20 protein-coding genes and 1 other annotated feature are annotated in these 20,707 nt (G+C 47.4%); all 20 genes read right to left on the reverse strand.

All coding sequences use genetic code 11. The features are described from left to right. Positions 1 to 6 precede the first annotated feature (6 nt). Positions 7 to 291 (reverse strand): 50S ribosomal protein L23, encoded by a 285-nt coding sequence (rplW, locus tag MKY41_RS16835; RefSeq protein WP_340746166.1) that lies wholly within the window; start codon positions 289 to 291, stop codon positions 7 to 9. Further along, positions 291 to 914 carry a 50S ribosomal protein L4 gene (rplD, locus tag MKY41_RS16840; RefSeq protein WP_340746167.1) on the reverse strand — a complete coding sequence of 208 codons (624 nt, stop codon included), beginning with the start codon at positions 912 to 914 and terminating at the stop codon, positions 291 to 293. Before rplD ends, rplW begins: the two co-directional genes overlap by 1 nt. Before the next feature lie 28 nt (positions 915 to 942). Further along, a complete protein-coding gene (gene rplC, locus MKY41_RS16845; protein WP_340746168.1) occupies positions 943 to 1,572 on the reverse strand; it encodes a 50S ribosomal protein L3 in 630 nt (209 codons plus the stop codon). Between the two features lie 43 nt (positions 1,573 to 1,615). Next, positions 1,616 to 1,924 carry a 30S ribosomal protein S10 gene (rpsJ, locus tag MKY41_RS16850; RefSeq protein WP_041072006.1) on the reverse strand — a complete coding sequence of 103 codons (309 nt, stop codon included), beginning with the start codon at positions 1,922 to 1,924 and terminating at the stop codon, positions 1,616 to 1,618. 772 nt (positions 1,925 to 2,696) lie between these two features. Continuing rightward, positions 2,697 to 3,884 carry an elongation factor Tu gene (gene tuf, locus MKY41_RS16855; protein WP_340746169.1) on the reverse strand — a complete coding sequence of 396 codons (1,188 nt, stop codon included), beginning with the start codon at positions 3,882 to 3,884 and terminating at the stop codon, positions 2,697 to 2,699. Between the two features lie 128 nt (positions 3,885 to 4,012). Beyond that, entirely contained in the window at positions 4,013 to 6,091 is a 2,079-nt protein-coding gene (gene fusA / locus MKY41_RS16860; RefSeq protein WP_340746170.1) for an elongation factor G, read from the reverse strand. A gap of 259 nt (positions 6,092 to 6,350) precedes the next feature. Next, complete coding sequence (rpsG, locus tag MKY41_RS16865; RefSeq protein WP_340746171.1) at positions 6,351 to 6,821, reverse strand: 30S ribosomal protein S7; 471 nt, start codon at positions 6,819 to 6,821, stop codon at positions 6,351 to 6,353. Positions 6,822 to 6,859: 38 nt separating this feature from the next. Beyond that, on the reverse strand, positions 6,860 to 7,279 hold the full coding sequence (gene rpsL, locus MKY41_RS16870) for a 30S ribosomal protein S12 (RefSeq protein WP_041072020.1): 420 nt from the start codon (positions 7,277 to 7,279) through the stop codon (positions 6,860 to 6,862). A 102-nt stretch (positions 7,280 to 7,381) separates the two neighbouring features. Then, the gene (locus tag MKY41_RS16875; RefSeq protein ID WP_340746172.1) at positions 7,382 to 7,630 is read right to left on the reverse strand and encodes a 50S ribosomal protein L7ae-like protein; all 249 of its coding nucleotides are present in this window, start codon (positions 7,628 to 7,630) and stop codon (positions 7,382 to 7,384) included. 131 nt (positions 7,631 to 7,761) lie between these two features. After that, positions 7,762 to 11,364: a DNA-directed RNA polymerase subunit beta' gene (rpoC, locus tag MKY41_RS16880; RefSeq protein ID WP_340746173.1), complete on the reverse strand. Its 3,603-nt coding sequence runs from the start codon at positions 11,362 to 11,364 to the stop codon at positions 7,762 to 7,764. A gap of 454 nt (positions 11,365 to 11,818) precedes the next feature. Continuing rightward, complete coding sequence (gene rpoB, locus MKY41_RS16885; RefSeq protein ID WP_340746174.1) at positions 11,819 to 15,361, reverse strand: DNA-directed RNA polymerase subunit beta; 3,543 nt, start codon at positions 15,359 to 15,361, stop codon at positions 11,819 to 11,821. A 220-nt stretch (positions 15,362 to 15,581) separates the two neighbouring features. Then, positions 15,582 to 16,184, reverse strand: a complete 603-nt coding sequence (locus MKY41_RS16890) for a class I SAM-dependent methyltransferase (RefSeq protein ID WP_340746175.1) — start codon at positions 16,182 to 16,184, stop codon at positions 15,582 to 15,584. Between the two features lie 102 nt (positions 16,185 to 16,286). Continuing rightward, positions 16,287 to 16,652 carry a 50S ribosomal protein L7/L12 gene (gene rplL / locus MKY41_RS16895; protein ID WP_340746176.1) on the reverse strand — a complete coding sequence of 122 codons (366 nt, stop codon included), beginning with the start codon at positions 16,650 to 16,652 and terminating at the stop codon, positions 16,287 to 16,289. Between the two features lie 66 nt (positions 16,653 to 16,718). Then, positions 16,719 to 17,219: a 50S ribosomal protein L10 gene (rplJ, locus tag MKY41_RS16900; protein WP_340746177.1), complete on the reverse strand. Its 501-nt coding sequence runs from the start codon at positions 17,217 to 17,219 to the stop codon at positions 16,719 to 16,721. A 34-nt stretch (positions 17,220 to 17,253) separates the two neighbouring features. After that, positions 17,254 to 17,399 (reverse strand) — a sequence feature (ribosomal protein L10 leader region). A 44-nt stretch (positions 17,400 to 17,443) separates the two neighbouring features. Next, the gene (gene rplA / locus MKY41_RS16905; RefSeq protein ID WP_340746178.1) at positions 17,444 to 18,142 is read right to left on the reverse strand and encodes a 50S ribosomal protein L1; all 699 of its coding nucleotides are present in this window, start codon (positions 18,140 to 18,142) and stop codon (positions 17,444 to 17,446) included. A gap of 120 nt (positions 18,143 to 18,262) precedes the next feature. Continuing rightward, positions 18,263 to 18,688 carry a 50S ribosomal protein L11 gene (rplK, locus tag MKY41_RS16910; protein ID WP_340746179.1) on the reverse strand — a complete coding sequence of 142 codons (426 nt, stop codon included), beginning with the start codon at positions 18,686 to 18,688 and terminating at the stop codon, positions 18,263 to 18,265. A gap of 169 nt (positions 18,689 to 18,857) precedes the next feature. After that, positions 18,858 to 19,391 (reverse strand): transcription termination/antitermination protein NusG, encoded by a 534-nt coding sequence (gene nusG / locus MKY41_RS16915; RefSeq protein ID WP_340746479.1) that lies wholly within the window; start codon positions 19,389 to 19,391, stop codon positions 18,858 to 18,860. A gap of 132 nt (positions 19,392 to 19,523) precedes the next feature. Next, positions 19,524 to 19,709: a preprotein translocase subunit SecE gene (gene secE, locus MKY41_RS16920; protein WP_340746180.1), complete on the reverse strand. Its 186-nt coding sequence runs from the start codon at positions 19,707 to 19,709 to the stop codon at positions 19,524 to 19,526. Positions 19,710 to 19,761: 52 nt separating this feature from the next. After that, on the reverse strand, positions 19,762 to 19,908 hold the full coding sequence (gene rpmG / locus MKY41_RS16925; RefSeq protein ID WP_084212380.1) for a 50S ribosomal protein L33: 147 nt from the start codon (positions 19,906 to 19,908) through the stop codon (positions 19,762 to 19,764). Between the two features lie 147 nt (positions 19,909 to 20,055). After that, on the reverse strand, positions 20,056 to 20,703 hold the full coding sequence (gene sigH, locus MKY41_RS16930) for an RNA polymerase sporulation sigma factor SigH (RefSeq protein ID WP_340746181.1): 648 nt from the start codon (positions 20,701 to 20,703) through the stop codon (positions 20,056 to 20,058). Between the last annotated feature and the right edge of the window lie 4 nt (positions 20,704 to 20,707).

Here is a 20,707-nt window from a genome sequence, read left to right on the forward strand (position 1 = left end):
TTTCAATCAGATTTCGAAAAGTTCGATGTCTTTCGAGTCTGCAGTTAGAGTAACAATCGCTTTACGGCGTTTGTTTGTGTAACCTGCATGACGACCCATACGTTTGAACTTGCCTTTGTAGTTCTGAACGTTGACTTTTTCAACGTCTACACCGAAGATTTCTTCGACTGCTTGTTTGATGTGCGTTTTATTCGCACGAGTGTCGACTTCGAATGTATATTTCCTGAATTCCATTTGTTCAGAAGAACGCTCGGTAATGACCGGACGTTTTAATACATCACGTGCTTCCATTAACCAAGCACCTCCTCTACTTTTTGGACTGCTGCTTTCGTCATGACAAGTTTGTCATGTCCGACAAGGTCAAGAACGTTAATGCCGTTTGCAGTGACGACGCTGACACCAGGGATGTTACGTGCAGATAGTGCAACTGTTTCATCTAGATCAGCTGTGACGATCAATGCTTTTTTGTCGATAGAAAGAGCGGATAGAACTTTCAAGAATTCTTTTGTTTTTGGCGCATCAAATGAAAGTCCTTCAAGAACGATTAGGTTCTCTTCACGTACTTTTGAAGAAAGTGCAGAGCGAAGAGCCAATCTGCGGACTTTTTTCGGCAATTTGTAGCTGTAGCTACGTGGTGCTGGACCGAATACGATACCACCGCCACGCCATTGTGGTGAACGGATGGAACCTTGACGTGCACGTCCAGTCCCTTTTTGGCGCCATGGTTTACGGCCGCCGCCAGCGACTTCCGCGCGTGTTTTTACTTTATGGTTCCCTTGGCGCAAAGAAGCGCGTTGTTGAACCAATGTTTCGAATAGGACTGCTTCATTCGGCTCGATTCCGAAGATCGCATCGTTCAGTTCGATGTCGCCGACAGCAGAACCAGTCTGGTTTAGTACGGATACTTTAGGCATTCTGTTTTCCTCCTTCCTTTACTGATAATCAGTTTCCTTTTACGGCACTTTTCACTTGGATTAGTGATTTGCGTGCTCCAGGAATGTTTCCTTTAACGAGTAGCAGATTGCGTTCTGCATCCACCCGTGCGATTTCTAGGTTTTGGATTGTTACGGTTTTACCGCCAGTACGTCCAGGGAGCTTTTTCCCTTTGAATACGCGTTGTCCGTCAACCGCACCCATGGAACCGGGACGACGGTGGTAACGGGAACCGTGGGACATAGGTCCGCGTGATTGTCCGTGGCGTTTGATAACACCTTGGAATCCTTTACCTTTTGATGTTCCTGTAATGTCGACGATATCGCCTTCTGCGAATGTATCGACTTTGACTTCCTGACCAACTTCGTACCCATTTACGTCTAATCCGCGGAATTCGCGAATGAAGCGCTTAGGTGCCGTTTCAGCTTTTGCAACGTGGCCTTTTTCAGGTTTGTTTGCAAGCTTTTCACGTTTATCTTCAAATCCAAGTTGGATTGCTTCGTAACCGTCCGTTTCAGCAGTTTTCTTTTGAAGAACTACGTTTGGAGCAGCTTCGATAACAGTCACTGGGATCAGATCGCCGTTTTCAGCAAAGATTTGCGTCATACCGACTTTTCTTCCTAAGATTCCTTTGGTCATTTGTCACACCTCCTGAATTAATGTGAATAATATTTTTTATCAATTAGAGTTTGATTTCAATGTCAACGCCAGATGGTAAATCAAGTTTCATCAACGCATCGACTGTTTGTGGAGTCGGTTTGACGATATCGATCAGACGTTTGTGTGTACGCATCTCGAACTGTTCGCGCGAATCTTTGTACTTATGTACCGCACGAAGGATTGTGTAAACCGATCTTTCAGTTGGTAGTGGAATCGGACCCGACACACTAGCACCCGAACGTTTTGCAGTTTCTACAATCTTTTCTGCCGATTGATCAAGAATCCCATGATCATATGCTTTCAAACGGATACGAATCTTTTGTTTTGCCATTATTTTCCCTCCTTCTCGCCTATTTTCTAGACATTCTCCACGGAAATTTCCCACACACATGCCATGGCAAAGCGGCCGGGTGTGTCGGCAACCTCCCGCTTCATCGCAGTCAAAGACCAACATTCAACATTATACATAAAGAAAAAGAATCCCGCAAGCCTTTTGCCGAAATTCTTTCTAAGACTTTATTATTATAAACTCATCCCGCTTGTAATGCAAGGTTGTCACTAATAGTCCGAACATTTTTGCTAGACGGGGAGTGAGTGGAGTGGCGATTGAGAGGGTGCTGTATGGGGTATTTTCGGGAGGACAAGTGGGTATAAGCGCGGGATACGTGGTTATGAGCGCGAACAGCGTTGTCTGAAAAGACCGTATCAGTAATTCCACAATAGTTTCGTTATCCTGTAGAATCTATTAGCGCTTGTACAAAGTTATCAGCGTTCTATCAAAGATATCAGCTTTGGCACCGAGTTATCAGCACTTGCGCGAAGTTATCGGCATTCCGCCATAGTTATCAGCTCTAGCGAAAAGTTATCAGCATTTGCGCAATTTTAATGTTATCAGCCCTGATACGAATATCAGCACCTCATCATAGTTATCAACATTTGCACATCCATCAGTGCGGCGCCCAAATTTGATTAACCCAATTCCCAAGTTGCGAGCACCTTCTATTAGACACCAGGCGCCCTTTCTTCCTTATTGCAACCTGCTATTTCCAAGCAAATCAAAAACCCGCCACGGGGGGCGGGTTTTCATTCGCGCGAATGTATGATTAAGCTTGGATTGTTGCTACAACGCCAGCGCCTACAGTACGGCCACCCTCACGGATTGAGAATTTTGTACCTTCTTCAAGAGCGATTGGAGCGATCAATTCTACTGTCATTTCAATGTTATCTCCAGGCATAACCATTTCTACGCCTTCTGGAAGTTCGATAACACCAGTTACGTCCGTTGTACGGAAGTAGAACTGTGGACGGTAGTTTGAGAAGAATGGAGTGTGACGTCCACCCTCTTCTTTTGAAAGAACATATACTTCAGAAGTAAATTTAGTGTGTGGAACGATAGTTCCTGGTTTAGCTAGAACTTGTCCACGTTGGATGTCATCACGTGCTACCCCACGAAGAAGTGCACCGATGTTGTCACCAGCTTCTGCATAGTCAAGAAGTTTACGGAACATCTCTACACCTGTAACAGTTGTAGATTTTGCTTCGTCCACGATACCGACGATGTCTACTACGTCGCCGACTTTAACTTGTCCACGCTCAACGCGGCCTGTTGCTACTGTACCACGACCAGTGATTGAGAATACGTCCTCAACTGGCATCATGAATGGTTTTTCAGTGTCACGTGGTGGTGTTGGGATGTATTCGTCAACTGCGTTCATCAATTCAACGATTTTCTCTTCCCACTCTGCTTCGCCTTCAAGAGCTTTTAGAGCAGAACCTTTGATAACTGGAATGTCATCGCCAGGGAACTCATACTCAGAAAGAAGGTCACGGATTTCCATTTCAACTAGTTCAAGAAGTTCTTCGTCGTCAACCATGTCACATTTGTTCATGAACACAACTAGGTAAGGAACACCTACTTGACGTGAAAGAAGGATATGCTCACGAGTTTGTGGCATTGGGCCATCAGCAGCAGATACTACTAGGATACCGCCGTCCATTTGAGCAGCGCCAGTGATCATGTTTTTAACATAGTCGGCGTGACCTGGGCAGTCAACGTGTGCGTAGTGACGTTTGTCAGTTTCGTACTCGATGTGTGAAGTATTGATCGTGATTCCACGCTCTTTTTCTTCTGGTGCGTTATCAACGTCTGCGTATGATTTCGCTTCTCCACCCATTTTTTTCGAAAGAACTGTCGCGATTGCAGCAGTTAGAGTTGTTTTACCATGGTCAACGTGACCGATTGTACCAACGTTAGCGTGCTCCTTGGAGCGGTCAAATTTTTCTTTTCCCATCTTGGAAATCCTCCTTAAAATATAAAAGTTTTGTATTTCTATAGCTACGGGTGCCAGCGGAGCAAGGGGCTCCACCAACTACCCATATCTTACAAGGATTCATGGTCGGAAACAAGAACGAGTTCTTATTACTGACCTTTATTTTTCTTGATAACTTCTTCTGAAATGGATTTCGGAACTTCTTCGTAGTGATCGAATACCATGGAGAAGACTCCACGGCCTTGCGTGTTAGAACGAAGAGATGTTGCATAACCGAACATTTCAGCAAGTGGTACCATTGCACGTACGACTTGTGCGTTACCGCGGGCTTCCATACCTTCTACGCGTCCACGGCGTGAAGTGATGTCACCCATGATGTCGCCCATGTATTCTTCCGGAATGATGACTTCTACTTTCATCATCGGCTCAAGAAGAACTGGGTTAACTTTCGATACAGCGTTTTTCAATGCCATGGAAGCGGCAATTTTGAACGCCATTTCGTTGGAGTCAACATCGTGGTAAGAACCATCGAATAGACGTGCTTTAATATCGATCAATGGATAGCCGGCGATAACCCCGTTGTCAAGCGAGTCACGTAGACCTGCTTCAACTGCTGGGATGTACTCACGCGGAACAACCCCACCGACGATTGCGTTTTCGAATTCGAAACCTTTTCCTTCTTCGTTCGGGGAGAATTCGATCCATACGTGACCGAACTGACCACGACCACCTGACTGACGTACGAATTTACCTTCGACTTCAGCAGATTGACGGAATGTTTCACGGTAGGAAACTTGTGGAGCCCCTACGTTCGCTTCCACTTTAAATTCACGTCTCAAGCGGTCAACAATGATGTCAAGGTGAAGTTCACCCATACCAGCAATGATAACTTCGCCTGTTTCTTGGTCTGTATGTGCACGGAACGTCGGGTCTTCTTCTTGCAACTTGGCAAGGGCTTGACCCATTTTGTCTTGGTCCGCTTTTGTTTTCGGTTCGATCGCAACCGAAATAACCGGCTCGGGGAATTCCATGGACTCCAGGATGATTGGCGCTTTGTCGTCACAAAGCGTGTCGCCTGTTCCTGTGTCTTTCAAACCAACTGCTGCAGCGATTTCACCTGCATGCACTTCCGAGATTTCTTCACGGCTGTTCGCGTGCATTTGTAGGATACGACCTACACGCTCACGTTTGCCTTTTGACGAGTTCAATACGTATGAACCGGATTGAAGTACGCCGGAATAGATACGGAAGAATGTAAGTTTCCCGACAAACGGGTCTGTCATAACTTTGAACGCAAGAGCAGAGAATGGCTCGTTGTCGTCTGAATGACGTTCTTCCTCTTCTTCAGAGTCAGGGTTCATCCCCTTCATCGGAGGAATGTCAATCGGTGATGGAAGGTAGTCGACAACCGCGTCAAGCACAAGTTGGACCCCTTTGTTCTTGAAGGCAGTACCACAAACGACCGGATAGAACTCAACTGCAAGTGTTGCTTTACGAATTGCAGTCTTGATTTCTTCCACTGTTAGTTCTTCGCCGCCGAGATATTTTTCCATGAGATCTTCATCAAAGTCAACGATTGCTTCGATTAGTTTCTCGCGGTATTCTTCAGCTTGCGCACGGTACTCTTCCGGGATTTCCTCAATAGTTGTATCTGTTCCAAGGTCATTCCCGTACATTGTCGCTTTCATCTCGACAAGGTCGATGATTCCGCTGAATGTATCTTCCGCACCAATCGGTAATTGGATTGGATGTGCATTCGCTTGAAGACGGTCATGAAGTGTCTTCACTGCATATAGGAAGTCCGCACCCGTTTTGTCCATTTTGTTGACAAATACAAGACGTGGAACACCATATGTCGTAGCTTGACGCCATACCGTTTCAGTTTGAGGCTCAACACCTGATTGAGCATCAAGAACTGTAACTGCACCATCAAGTACACGAAGTGAACGTTCTACTTCGACTGTGAAGTCTACGTGTCCTGGTGTGTCGATGATGTTAACACGGTGGCCTTTCCATTGTGCTGTAGTGGCAGCGGAAGTGATCGTGATTCCACGTTCTTGCTCCTGCTCCATCCAGTCCATTTGGGAAGCCCCTTCGTGCGTTTCACCGATCTTGTGGATCTTACCAGTGTAAAAAAGGATCCGCTCTGTCGTCGTCGTTTTACCGGCGTCGATGTGAGCCATGATACCAATGTTACGAGTATTCTCTAAGGAGAACTCTCTAGCCATTTTGTATATCTCCTTCCGATTCGGATTAGAGTATTCACTTCATTCAGCAAATAGAAGCGGCTGAAACAGATGCCACCCGCTCCTTTGGATTAGTGGCCAGCTGAATGTAAAAATGGATGTCCAATTCAAACGGGGCAATGTGAAATTGCGCATTGAAAGCGCCGTTGATGATTGCCCGGACTTTTCGGCAGGCAATCCTGAATCCGGATGGACCCTCGATCGCCTAACGAAAAGACCTGTTAAATTAGACCATCCGATCTTACCAGCGGTAGTGAGCGAATGCTTTGTTCGCTTCCGCCATTTTGTGCATTTCTTCACGACGTTTTACGGAAGCACCTGTGTTGTTGGAAGCGTCAAGAATTTCGTTCGCAAGACGTTCTTCCATCGTTTTTTCACCGCGGCTGCGGGAATAGTTCACAAGGTAACGAAGGCCGAGAGTCGTACGGCGATCCGGACGGACTTCAACTGGAACTTGGTAGTTCGCTCCACCTACACGGCGTGCGCGGACCTCAAGTACAGGCATAACATTGTTAAGCGCTGCTTCGAATACTTCGATTGGATCCTTTCCGGAACGTTCTCTGATAAGTTCGAACGCACCATAGAGGATTTTTTGGGATGTACCTTTTTTACCGTCAACCATCATTTTGTTGATGAGACGTGAGACGAGTTTCGAATTATAAATTGGATCCGGAAGTACGTCACGTTTTGCAACAGGACCTTTACGAGGCATGTTGTTTTCCTCCTTTCGAGATGATCAGTTCAGAATGATTATTTCTTTTCTTTTGGTTTTTTCGCACCGTACATAGAACGGCTTTGCATACGACCTGTAACTCCAGCAGTGTCAAGCGCACCACGAACGATGTGGTAACGAACACCCGGTAAGTCTTTTACACGACCGCCGCGGATTAGCACAACGCTGTGCTCTTGCAGGTTGTGGCCTTCACCCGGGATATATGCGTTAACTTCCAACGAGTTCGTCAAACGTACACGTGCATATTTACGAAGAGCCGAGTTCGGTTTCTTCGGTGTCATTGTACCAACACGTGTGCAGACACCCCGTTTTTGTGGAGAGTTTACGTTGGTCATTGACTTTTTGAAGCTGTTGTAAGTTTTTCCGAGCGCTGGTGATTTAGATCCTGCCACTTTCGATTTACGTGGTTTGCGGACCAATTGGTTAATTGTAGGCATCGGTTTTTCCTCCTTTCGAACATGGTTTAGTAATACCACACATCCAGGTGGTTCATTTTTTGGGTAAAAACAAAGTCTTTGTGTTAATTCACACAAAAACCATTATCCAGTGATTGCAACTACTGCTGCTCCGACTTGTATGCCACACGCATTTCCGAGCTTTTCCCTCGACTCTACGTAGTTGACAGGTACGCCGTGAGATTCCGCTGCTTCCAATACCGGAGTGACGACTCGCCCTTCGGCATCCTTTGCAATGATGACCTCAATCACGTTGCCGGCGCGTATTGCTTTCACTGTCTGCTTTGTACCGATGATCGTCTTTTTTGCCTGTTCGACTTTTTCATAAGACATGAGCATATCCTCCAAAGCGCAGACATTTAACTATCAACCTTTTGTATATTATCACCTGAAGATAAAACTGTCAACACATAATGGAAAAGACGGGGGGATTTTTTTATGCCCCCCGTTTTCCGGATTTGCCTTTATTCCGCTGCAACTTTTTCGGACATGCTATCCTCTTCGTCATGCACCATTTCAATATGGCGATAACGCTGCATTCCTGTTCCAGCCGGCACCAGTTTCCCGATGATGACATTCTCTTTCAGGCCGAGCAATTCATCGGTTTTCCCTTTGATCGCCGCATCTGTCAAGACACGCGTCGTCTCTTGGAAAGACGCCGCCGATAGGAAGGATTCCGTCTCGAGCGAGGCTTTTGTAATCCCGAGAATGACAGGTCGGCATGTAGCTGGCACTTTGCCAACTTGCAATACCTCTGCATTTGCTTCAGCGAATTGATGGATATCGAGCAAGGATCCTGGAAGCAGATCGGTGTCTCCCGCTTCGATGACGCGGACTTTCCGCAGCATTTGACGGACCATGACCTCGACGTGCTTATCGCCGATTTCAACCCCTTGCATACGATATACTTTCTGAACTTCTTTCAGCAGATACTCCTGAACCGTTGCAACATCTTTTACGACAATCAATTCTTTCGGATCGATCGAACCTTCCGTAATAACTTCGCCTCGGTCAATCGTATCGCCGATTTCCACTTTCAGACGGGCATTATATGGAGCCAAGTATTTGCGCGTTTCCACTTCGCCTTGAATCGTGATTTCTTTCTGGCCTTCCCGAATTTCATCGATGTCGACGATTTCCCCTTTGATTTCCGAAATAACCGCTTGCCCTTTCGGATTCCGCGCTTCGAAAATCTCTTGGATACGCGGAAGACCTTGTGTGATATCGTCCCCTGCAACCCCACCTGTATGGAACGTACGCATCGTAAGCTGTGTTCCCGGTTCACCGATCGATTGAGCCGCAATGATTCCGACCGCTTCGCCGACTTCGACCTTTTCGCCTGTCGCAAGGTTGATACCGTAACATTTCTTACATACGCCGTGTTTTGTGTTACAAGTGAATGCAGAACGGATCGATACCTCTTCGATGCCCGCTTCCATGATGATACGGGCGGTATCTGCAGTGATCAACGCATCTTTCTGCAAGATCACTTCATTCGTTTCAGGATGGTAGATCGTTTTCTTCGCATGGCGGCCTTCGATACGTTCATCGAGGCTTTCGATGATTTCCGTACCTTCTGTCAACGCTTTGACTTCCAATCCGCGATCCGTGCCACAATCGTCTTCACGGACGATGACGTCTTGCGCCACGTCAACAAGTCGACGAGTCAAGTAACCGGAGTCGGCAGTTTTCAACGCCGTATCCGCCAGACCTTTCCGCGCACCGTGCGTGGAGATGAAGTACTCGAGTACCGTCAGCCCTTCACGGAACGAGGATTTAATCGGAAGTTCGATGATCCGCCCAGCCGGGTTGGCCATCAGACCACGCATTCCCGCGAGCTGTGTAAAGTTGGATGCGTTACCCCGGGCACCGGAGTCACTCATCATGTAAATCGGGTTCGTATGTTCCAGGGAGTCCATCAGCTTATCCTGAATGACATCCTTAGCATGGCTCCAATACGAAATGACACGGTCATACCGTTCTTCTTCCGTGATCAAACCACGGCGGAATTGCTGCATGACTTTATCTACTTTATCTTGCGCTTCCTGTAAGATTTCGTCCTTGTTCGGCAATACGACGATATCGGAAATACCGATTGTAATACCAGCCCGTGTGGAATATTTGAAACCGAGGTCTTTCATCCGGTCCAACATCCGGGACGTTTCTGTAATGTGGAAACGTTTGAAGATTTCCGCGATAATATTCCCCAAAATTTTCTTCTTGAACGGCGGAACGATTTTCATTTCTTTCAAATGCTCTTTCGGATCCACCGTTCCCGGAATGAAATATTTCTCCGGCGTTTCGATTTGCAAGTTGAAATCCGTCGGTTCATTAATATAAGGGAATGATTCCGGCAAGATTTCGTTAAAGACGATTTTTCCGACAGTCGTCAGGAGAAGCTGTCTATTCTGCTCTTCCGTAAACGTCGGGTTTTTCAAAGAACCGGCTTGAATCGCAATCCGGGAATGAAGATGGACATGACCGTTCTGGTAGGCGATCAACGCCTCGTTCACATCACGGAAAACAGCTCCTTCTCCCGTTGCGCCTTCCCGTTCCAATGTGAGGTAATAGTTCCCTAATACCATGTCCTGGGACGGTGTAACAACCGGTTTTCCGTCTTTCGGGTTCAAGATATTCTGAGCCGCAAGCATGAGTAGTCTCGCTTCCGCCTGGGCTTCAGCTGATAGCGGAACGTGAACGGCCATTTGGTCACCGTCGAAGTCAGCATTATATGCCGTACATACGAGCGGGTGAAGTGTGATGGCGCGGCCTTCCACTAGGATCGGTTCGAACGCTTGAATTCCAAGACGGTGAAGCGTCGGGGCACGGTTAAGCAAGACCGGATGCTCCTTGATGACGTCTTCGAGGACATCCCATACTTCCGAATGGAGCCGCTCGATTTTCCGTTTCGCACTTTTGATATTATGCGCCAAACCGCGCTCGACCAGTTCTTTCATGACGAACGGTTTGAATAACTCGACGGCCATTTCTTTCGGCAGTCCGCATTGATACATTTTCAAGTTTGGTCCAACAACGATAACCGAACGTCCGGAATAGTCTACCCGTTTCCCTAACAAGTTCTGACGGAAACGTCCTTGTTTCCCTTTCAACATATGAGAGAGGGATTTCAATGGGCGGTTTCCTGGTCCAGTGACCGGGCGGCCGCGACGGCCATTGTCGACGAGGGCATCGACAGCTTCCTGCAGCATCCGTTTTTCGTTCTGGACGATGATGCCAGGCGCACCGAGGTCAAGCAGGCGTTTTAGACGGTTGTTCCGGTTGATGACACGACGGTACAAATCGTTTAAGTCGGACGTCGCAAATCGTCCCCCATCAAGTTGAACCATTGGACGCAATTCAGGAGGAATGACCGGTAGCACTTCAAGAACCATCCACTCCGGTTTATTGCCGGAATTTCGGAACGACTCGACGACTTCCAGGCGACGAATTGCACGCGTACGGCGTTGTCCTTGGACAGTCTTCAGTTCCTCTTTAAGTGTTTCCATCTCTTTTTCCAAATCAATGGCCATCAGAAGACGTTCAATCGCCTCCGCACCCATTAACGCTTGGAATTTATTACCGTATTTTTCCCGGTACACGCGATATTCCTTTTCAGAAAGCAATTGCTTTCTTTCAAGCGGCGTATCCGCCGGGTCCACCACGACGTACGAGGCGAAATAAATGACTTCTTCCAACGCACGTGGTGTCATATCCAAGATGAGGCCCATTCGGCTTGGAATCCCTTTGAAATACCAAATATGCGTTACTGGTGCAGCAAGTTCGATATGCCCCATTCGTTCACGACGGACTTTTTGCCGAGTCACTTCTACGCCGCAACGATCGCAGACTACGCCTTTATAGCGCACTCGTTTGTATTTACCGCAATGACATTCCCAATCTTTTGTAGGTCCGAAAATACGTTCACAGAACAGACCGTCTTTTTCAGGTTTCAATGTCCGATAGTTGATCGTTTCCGGCTTTTTCACCTCACCATAGGACCAAGATCGAATCTTATCCGGTGAAGCGAGGCCGATTTTCATATACTCAAAATTATTAACATCTATCAAGGAGCCTACCTCCCTCTAGTCTTATCACTGCAGTTGGCTTTCCCAAATCAATCGCTATATGAAATGCACATCACTGTAAACCGTTGCTTTCCGTTCCAAAGTCATTTGCGACGAAAGCGGAGCGGCAGGAGCAGGCGGACGCTTTGCACGGGCATGGCTTCAACCAATCGAACAGCGTAGTGTTCGATTTGCCGTATTTCTGCGCATTTTGCAGAAATTAAGGCATCTTCCTGTTGCCAAACGCTACGCTTTTTGGCACAAAGGCCGTTCTTCGTAACGTCCTTCGCCGGAGTCGCCGCCTTCCACTTCAAGCAACTGGAGACACTGAGTACAAATCATTTGCTCATCCTATATATCCTAAACTTTTCCGTACACATTAAATCCGGACTTTTGCAGATACTGAGAAGGAGCACCAATGGGGCCCCTTCTCAGCACTTCTTCATCGTTCCGGAAATCAGACTGGCTGGTCTTCTTTGATAAGATTCAGCGCATCAGTCGGCTGCATATCATCGTCTTCATCATGGTCACGAAGCTCGATCTCTTCGAGGTCAAGGGATAGCATTTTGACGTCCAAGCCCAAGCTTTGAAGTTCTTTGATTAGAACTTTGAAAGATTCTGGAACGCCCGGTTGCGGAACGCTTTCCCCTTTGACGATTGCTTCATATGTTTTCACACGTCCGACGACATCGTCCGATTTCACTGTCAGGATTTCCTGAAGTGTATACGCGGCGCCGTACGCCTCCAACGCCCACACTTCCATCTCCCCGAAACGTTGCCCACCGAATTGCGCTTTTCCGCCGAGCGGTTGCTGGGTAACCAACGAGTAAGGACCAGTGGAACGGGCATGGAGTTTATCATCGACCATGTGAGCCAGTTTGATCAGGTACATGACTCCGACAGAAACGCGGTTATCAAACGCTTCTCCTGAACGTCCGTCATAAAGGATTGTTTTACCGTCACGGTTCATGCCGGCTTCTTCCATCGTATTCCAGACATCCTCTTCATTCGCCCCGTCAAATACAGGGGAAGCAGTGTGGATGCCAAGGTTGCGGGCCGCCATGCCAAGGTGCATTTCCAATACTTGCCCGATGTTCATCCGCGATGGAACCCCAAGCGGGTTAAGCATGACATCGATTGGCGTGCCGTCTGGCAAGTACGGCATATCCGATTCAGGTAAGATCCGGGAAATAACCCCTTTGTTACCATGACGTCCGGCCATTTTATCCCCAACGGAGATTTTCCGTTTTTGGACGATATAGGCGCGGACCAATTGGTTCACACCTGGCGGCAACTCGTCGCCGTCTTCTCGGTTGAACACTTTGACATCCAGGACAATCCCGCCGGCACCGTGCGGCACACGCAACGAAGTGTCGCGGACTTCACGTGCTTTTTCACCAAAGATAGCGTGAAGAAGACGTTCTTCGGCAGTCAGTTCTGTAACCCCTTTTGGTGTTACTTTTCCGACTAGGATATCGCCATCACGCACTTCTGCACCAATACGGATGATTCCTCGGTCGTCCAAGTTGCGGAGTGCATCCTCACCGACGTTCGGAATGTCGCGCGTGATTTCTTCCGGTCCTAGTTTCGTATCACGTGCTTCGGATTCGTACTCTTCGATATGGACGGAAGTGAAGACATCATCCTTGACGAGACGTTCACTGATGATGATTGCATCCTCATAGTTGAAACCATCCCATGTCATGAATGCAGTCAGAACGTTGCGTCCAAGCGCAAGTTCCCCTTTTTCCATCGAAGGTCCGTCAGCCAAGATATCGAGAGGCTTGACCCGGTCGCCGACGCTAACGATTGGACGTTGGTTGTAACAAGTCCCTTGGTTGGAACGGATGAAGTTTTCGAGACGATACGTCACGAGGTCACCCTTTACTTCTTTTCCATCCACCGTTTCAATCCGGCGCACACGGATTTCCTTCGCTTCTACATGTTCTACGATACCGTCGACTTTCGAAAGGACAGCTGCCCCGGAGTCACGTGCGGACACATGCTCCATTCCTGTACCGACGAGCGGCGCTTCCGGATTTAGAAGAGGGACAGCTTGCCGCTGCATGTTCGCTCCCATAAGGGCACGGTTCGAGTCATCGTTCTCGAGGAACGGGATACAAGCCGTCGCGGCCGATACAACCTGTTTCGGTGATACGTCCATATAGTCAATCTGTTCGCGCTTGAATACGGTATTATCCCCTTGGAAACGGCCGACAATCTCATCGTTGACGAATGACCCATCTTCATCGAGGATGGCATTCGCTTGCGCGACGATATAGTTGTCTTCTACATCCGCGGTCAAATAATCAATCTGAGAAGTAACCTTCCCTGTTACCGGATCGACTTTCCGGTACGGCGTTTCGATGAAACCGAATTTATTCACTTTCGCGAATGTCGACAGGGAGTTAATAAGTCCGATGTTTGGACCCTCTGGTGTTTCGATCGGACACATCCGCCCGTAGTGGGAATAGTGAACGTCCCGGACTTCCATCCCTGCACGTTCCCGCGTTAAACCACCAGGTCCGAGTGCGGATAGTCTCCGCTTATGCGTCAATTCGGCAAGCGGATTCGTCTGATCCATGAACTGCGATAGTTGGGAGCTTCCGAAGAACTCCTTGATGGACGCGATGACCGGCCGGATATTGATCAGTTGCTGAGGCACAATCGATTGCGTGTCGTTGATGGACATCCGTTCTTTGACAACCCGTTCCATTCGGGAAAGACCGATCCGGAATTGGTTTTGCAAGAGCTCGCCCACCGAACGGAGACGACGGTTCCCAAGATGGTCAATGTCATCTGTGTTCCCCACTCCGTGAAGGAGGTTGAAGAAATAGCTGATGGACGCCACGATGTCCGCAGGTGTGACATGCTTGACCGATTCGTCCACATTTGCATTTGAAATGACATTGATCACTTGTTTCTCTTCACTTTTCGGCGCATAGATTTTCACCGTCTGGATGACGATCGGTTCGTCTAGGATGCCGCCTGCATGTGTCAATTCTTCCGTACCGATGCCTTTTTCCAAATAAGGGATCAGGCGATCGAGCGTACGCCGGTCGAGAAGCGTGTCCTTTTCGACAAGGATTTCCCCTGTTTCAGGATCCACTAGCGTTTCGGCGATGGTTTGATTGAACAAGCGATTTTGCAAGTGAAGCTTTTTATTCATTTTATAACGGCCGACATTGGCCAGATCATAGCGTTTCGGATCGAAGAAACGGGAGAACAGGAGGTTTTTCGCGCTGTCCAGCGTAGGTGGTTCACCCGGACGCAGCCTCTCGTAAATCTCGAGCAAGGCTTTTTCAGACCCTTCGGTATTATCCTTTTCGAGCGAATTGCGGAGGTATTCATTATCCCCAATCAACTCGAGGATCTCCTGATCGGAAGAAAACCCGAGAGCACGAAGCAGGACGGTGACTGGAAGTTTCCGCGTACGGTCAATCCGCACATGGACGACATCCTTGGCATCTGTTTCATACTCGAGCCATGCACCGCGGTTCGGGATGACTGTTGCTCCAAAGCCGCGTTTCCCGTTCTTGTCTGTCTTATCGTTGAAATAGACACTCGGAGAACGGACGAGCTGGGAAACGATAACCCGTTCCGCACCATTGATGATAAATGTCCCGTTTTCTGTCATGAGAGGGAAATCCCCCATGAAGACGTCTTGCTCTTTCACTTCTTCCGTCTCTTTGTTATGCAAGCGTACTTTCACACGCAATGGTGCCGCATATGTGACGTCACGCTCTTTTGATTCATCGACCGGATATTTGGGCTCGCCCAATTGGTAATCGATGAATTCCAACGAAAGGTTTCCAGTGAAATCCTGAATCGGAGAAATATCGTGGAACATCTCCCGCAATCCTTCTTCCAAGAACCACTCATAAGATGCCGTCTGGATTTCAATCAGATTCGGCAGATCGAGCACTTCGCTGATCCGTGCGAAACTTCTGCGCTGACGGTGTTGACCATACTGAACTAAATGACCTGTCAACTCTTTCACCCCTCAAAACATATATTAGTCCTTTGCGAAATCATAAAAATGTTGTATGATATCGAAAAAACAAAAAGAAAACGAGTTCCGGCAAGAGCTCATTTTCGGTTTGACAATCCGTTATCTATCGTCAGTATGCCTTTCATTTCCAAATTTCATGCAAAAGGGCATACGACCGCAATATAATAATTTCTGCATTTAACAATTATAGAGCAAATAAGAGCGCAAGTCAAGACTTTATTGCCTTTAAAATGAAGTACCCTTTCCTCTTCACGACCGTCTCCACGTTGCCGAACAGCTCCTCTAAACGGGCCATCGTCGAAGGGGCTCCCTGCTTTTTCTGAATGACAACCCAAAGTTCACCGCCGGCTCCAAGTTTTGAGTAAGCCTCTCCGTAAATCTTGAATACCGTTTCTTTCCCAGCCCGGATTGGCGGGTTCGTCAAAATCGCCGCAAACCCTTCCACTATTACGGAATCCAGTGCATCGCTCGAATAGATCTTCACATTGTTTATCCCATTCTGCTGTGCGTTATGTTTCGCCAAGGCAAGTGCACGTTCATTCACATCGACCATCTGAATTGTCCGTTTAGGAAATGAAGCAGCAAGCGACAAGCCAATCGGCCCGTAGCCACACCCAACATCCAGAAGATCGCCCTCCGCTTCAGCCAATTCGAAGGCCTCCGCTAATAGTCTCGAACCGAAATCGACATCCCCTTTACTGAATACGCCTGCATCTGTCCTGAATTTCAATCGAATGCCACGTATTTCAGCGGTCCATTCTTTCGGATCGCTTTTCACTTTCGGGTCAACCGAGTAATAATGTTCAGACATGCCGTCTTCGCACCCTCCTTATTCAATCACACAGCTCTACGATAAGACAAAACGAAGAAAAGCCCGTCCGTTTTCGACGAGCTTTTCTTCCATATTACGAGATTACTTAAGTTCGATTGTTGCTCCAACTTCTTCAAGTTTTGTTTTGATCTCTTCAGCTTCTTCTTTAGAAGCGCCTTCTTTGATTGGTTTTGGAGCGTTATCAACGACTTCTTTCGCTTCTTTCAAGCCAAGGCCTGTGATTTCACGAACCGCTTTGATAACTTTGATTTTTTCTTGTCCTGCAGCAGCAAGGATTACGTCGAATTCAGTTTGCTCAGCAGCAGCTTCGCCACCAGCAGCGCCGCCTACCATTGCAACTGGAGCAGCAGCTGTTACGCCGAACTCTTCTTCGATTGCTTTTACAAGGTCGTTCAATTCAAGAACTGTCATTTCTTTGATCGCGTCAAGGATTTGTTGATTAGTCATTTGTGTTTCCTCCTAAAATTGTTTTGTGTCAGGCAATGGCCTGGGTTATTCGTTCAGGCGGCTTTCTTACGCGCCTTGTTCTTCTTTCTGGTCTGCAACTGCTTTTGTTGCAAGCGCGAAGTTGCGCATTGGAGCTTGAAGTACGCTGAGAAGCATAGAAAGTAGACCTTCGCGGGATGGAAGTTCTGCCAATGCTTTGACGTCTGCCTCTGTAGCGATTGTCCCTTCGATTACACCAGCTTTAATTTCAAGCTTTTCGTTTTTCTTTGCGAAATCATTCAAGATTTTCGCAGGGGCTACTACATCTTCCGTTGAGAATGCGATCGCATTCGGTCCTGTCAGATGTTCGTTCAACCCTTCCAGTCCTGCAGCTTCAGCAGCACGGCGCGTCATTGAGTTTTTGTAAACTTTGAAGTCAACGCCTGCTTCACGAAGCTGTTTACGCAGTTCCGTAACTTGGCTGACGTTAAGACCACGGTAGTCTACGACAACGACAGACGCCGATGCTTTCAACTTATCCGAAATTTCACCAACAACAGCTTGTTTAGCTTCTAACACCTTGCTCATCTGGACACCTCCTAAAAAGTTTGGGGTCACTTATACCGATATGAAAAAGCCCCCGGTCTACAGAAGTAGACACGAGGGCAGAAAAGTCGTCATCTTTAAAATTAAAGAGCGTCTTGTCCTCGGCAGGATCATTAAGCGGCAAGCCGCCCCTGCTGTCTACGGTACAAATGGATATAAATCATAACGAGAGTTATTTTATCAGCTTAATTCTCGTATGTCAATAATTATTTAATATCAACGCTGGAAGGATCGATTTTAACAGCAGGACCCATTGTAGTCGTCACATTGACAGACTTCATGTACGTTCCTTTTGCTGCTGCCGGCTTCGCTTTTTGGATCGTTTCGAAAATTGTTTTGAAGTTGCCTTCCAATTTTTCGTTATCAAACGACGCTTTACCGATCGGCGCGTGGATGATACCCGCTTTGTCCGCACGGTATTCTACTTTACCCGCTTTGATCTCTTCAATCGCTTTCGCAACGTCGAATGTTACAGTTCCTGTTTTCGGGTTAGGCATAAGGCCTTTCGGTCCGAGAACACGACCAATTTTACCGACTTCACCCATCATGTCAGGTGTTGCAACGATTACGTCGAAGTCAAACCAACCTTGTTGGATTTTAGTGATATATTCAGCATCGCCTGCATAGTCTGCACCAGCAGCTTCCGCTTCTTTAAGTTTATCGCCTTTTGCGAAAACGAGTACACGTTGTGTTTTACCAGTACCATGTGGTAGCACGACCGCTCCACGGATTTGCTGGTCGTTTTTACGAGTGTCGATTCCAAGACGGAATGCCACTTCTACTGTTGAATCAAAATTGACCGTGCTTGTTTTCTTCGCAAGCTCGATCGCTTCTTTCAAGTCGTATGCTTTTGTACGGTCCACGAGCTTCGCAGCTTCTGTGAACTTCTTACCTCTTTTAGCCATTTGAAATTTTCCTCCTTGTTTGTGGTTTTAACGGATTAAACCTCCCACGAATAAGGGTTGCGTGTTCCAAGGAACGAGCGCAACCCCCACTACCAAAGAAACCGCATAACGGAATCGAAATCAGTCTTCGATCGTGATTCCCATACTGCGAGCAGTACCTTCAACCATTGCCATCGCCGCTTCAACTGACGCTGCATTCAAGTCCTGCATTTTTGTTTCTGCAATTTCGCGAACTTTATCGCGTTTTACAGTAGCAACCTTCTTTTTGTTCGGCTCACCCGAACCTTTTTGAAGATTAGCTGCAACCTTCAGCAATACTGCTGCCGGTGGAGTTTTAGTAATGAATGTGAATGAACGGTCCTCGAATACGGAAATTTCAACAGGAATGATAAGACCTGCCTGATCCGCCGTACGCGCGTTGAATTCTTTACAGAATCCCATGATATTCACACCCGCTTGACCTAGCGCCGGTCCAACCGGTGGTGCCGGATTCGCTTTCCCAGCAGGGATTTGCAATTTAACAACTTTGATCACTTTTTTAGCCACGAGACACACCTCCTTAAGTCCGTGATGTGGTAAATGGGTTGCCCCTCCCACTCAATATGTGCCTGCCGGCTTACGCCGGTAGAATTGGTTAATCCGTCCAGACTATCAGATTACAGTCTGACCTTTGAAATGATACCACTATTACACAATCCATGCAAGTGTAAATCAGTTATAATTTTTCAATCTGATCAAAGTCCAATTCCATTTTCGTTTCACGGCCGAACATGTCGACGGAAACTTTCACTTTGCCTTTGTCCATGTCGAGTTCTTCCACTTTCCCTTGGAAGTGCGCAAACGGTCCTTCCAGCACTTGCACCATTTCGCCAAGCTCGAAATCAACTTCGGTTTTCTTGTCTTTGACGCCCATCTGTTTGAGAATGAATTCAACCTCTTCAGGAAGCAATGGCGTCGGCTTCGCACCCCCGCCTGAGGATCCGATGAACCCGGTTACGCCCGGCGTGTTCCGGACGACATACCAGGAGTCATCCGTCATAATGATTTCCACGAGAACGTAGCCCGGGAATGTCTTCTTCATGACGGTCCGTTTTTTTCCGTCTTTGAAATCCGTTTCCTCTTCTTCCGGAACGATGACGCGGAAGATCTTATCTTGCATTCCCATCGTCTCCACACGCTTTTCCAGGTTGGCCTTCACTTTATTCTCATAACCTGAGTACGTATGAACGACATACCAATTTTTCTCCATCTCCATAAACGCGGACTACTCGCCCGTCCCTCCTTTACTAGAAAAGCGTAAGGCACCGAATTCCCGGACAAATGAAAAAACCCGTTCATACACAGACGGGATATTTTTCAAGGGGATTATTCATGCCACTGATTAGATAGCAATATACCATTCCATGATCCGTGAAATACCGAGGTCAATGAGTCCGAAGTACACTGCCATGAATATGACGGTAAAAATGACGACAATTGTATAGCGCGTCAAATCTCTGCGTTTCGGCCAGCTGACCTTTCTCATTTCCGAGACGACGTTTTTGAAAAAACCCGTTAACTTGCCCATTATACTGTAACCCTCCGAGTAAAGATGTATTGCCTGTCAACCGAGCGGACTCTCATGCGGTCTGCTTGTGTACGGTATGTTGATTGCAATGTTTGCAGAATTTCTTGATCGTCAAACGCTCCGTCGGCCGATTGTTCTGGGCAGGGACGGAATAGTTACGAGATCCACATTGATCGCAACTCAAACTGATTTTCTTCATAGTTCCTCATCCTACAACATTCTATTCGATAAACGGACTTGTAAATCCGCTAGTCTCCACATCAATCAGGTTTACCCATTTTCCCTATGGTCATGCTAAAGAGTACCACCTAACGGAGATAGTGTCAATACAATGGGGTCCCGGTGGCTATTGCACCGCACCAACCTGCATGTAGCGTTCGAGTTTCCGTTTGATCCGCTGCAGCGCATTATCGACAGATTTGACTTGGCGGTTCAATCCATCGGAAATCTCCTGATAGGATTGCCCTTCTAAATAAAGAGCCAGTACTTGCTTTTCCAAGCCGCTCAGCACTTTGTTCATCTCTTCCTCCATCCGGATGAAGTCCTCTTTATGGATCATCAGGTCTTCCGGATCATCAAGCACAGGCCCTGCAATAACATCCAGCAAAGTCCGGTCCGACTCCTCATCGAAAACCGGCCGATCCAAAGAAACAGACGTATTCAACGGGATGTGCTTTTGCCGGGTCGCGGTCTTGATGGCCGTGATGATTTGTCTCGTGATGCACAACTCCGCAAATGCCTTGAACGAACTTAATCTGTCTTCCTTGAAATCTCGGATCGCCTTGTAAAGCCCGATCATCCCTTCCTGAATGATGTCTTCCCGATCTCCACCCATGAGAAAGTATGAGCGCGCTTTCAATCTGACAAATGGTTGATATTTTGTAATTAGAAAATCTAGCGCCTCTGTATTTCCTTCATGGATGATCGTTATGATCTCCGCATCGGAAAGGCCGGTGAAATCCCACATATCACCTTTGACGTATGCTTTCTCCACCAAC

This window comes from Sporosarcina sp. FSL W7-1349, from assembly GCF_038003045.1.
Classification (GTDB): domain Bacteria; phylum Bacillota; class Bacilli; order Bacillales_A; family Planococcaceae; genus Sporosarcina.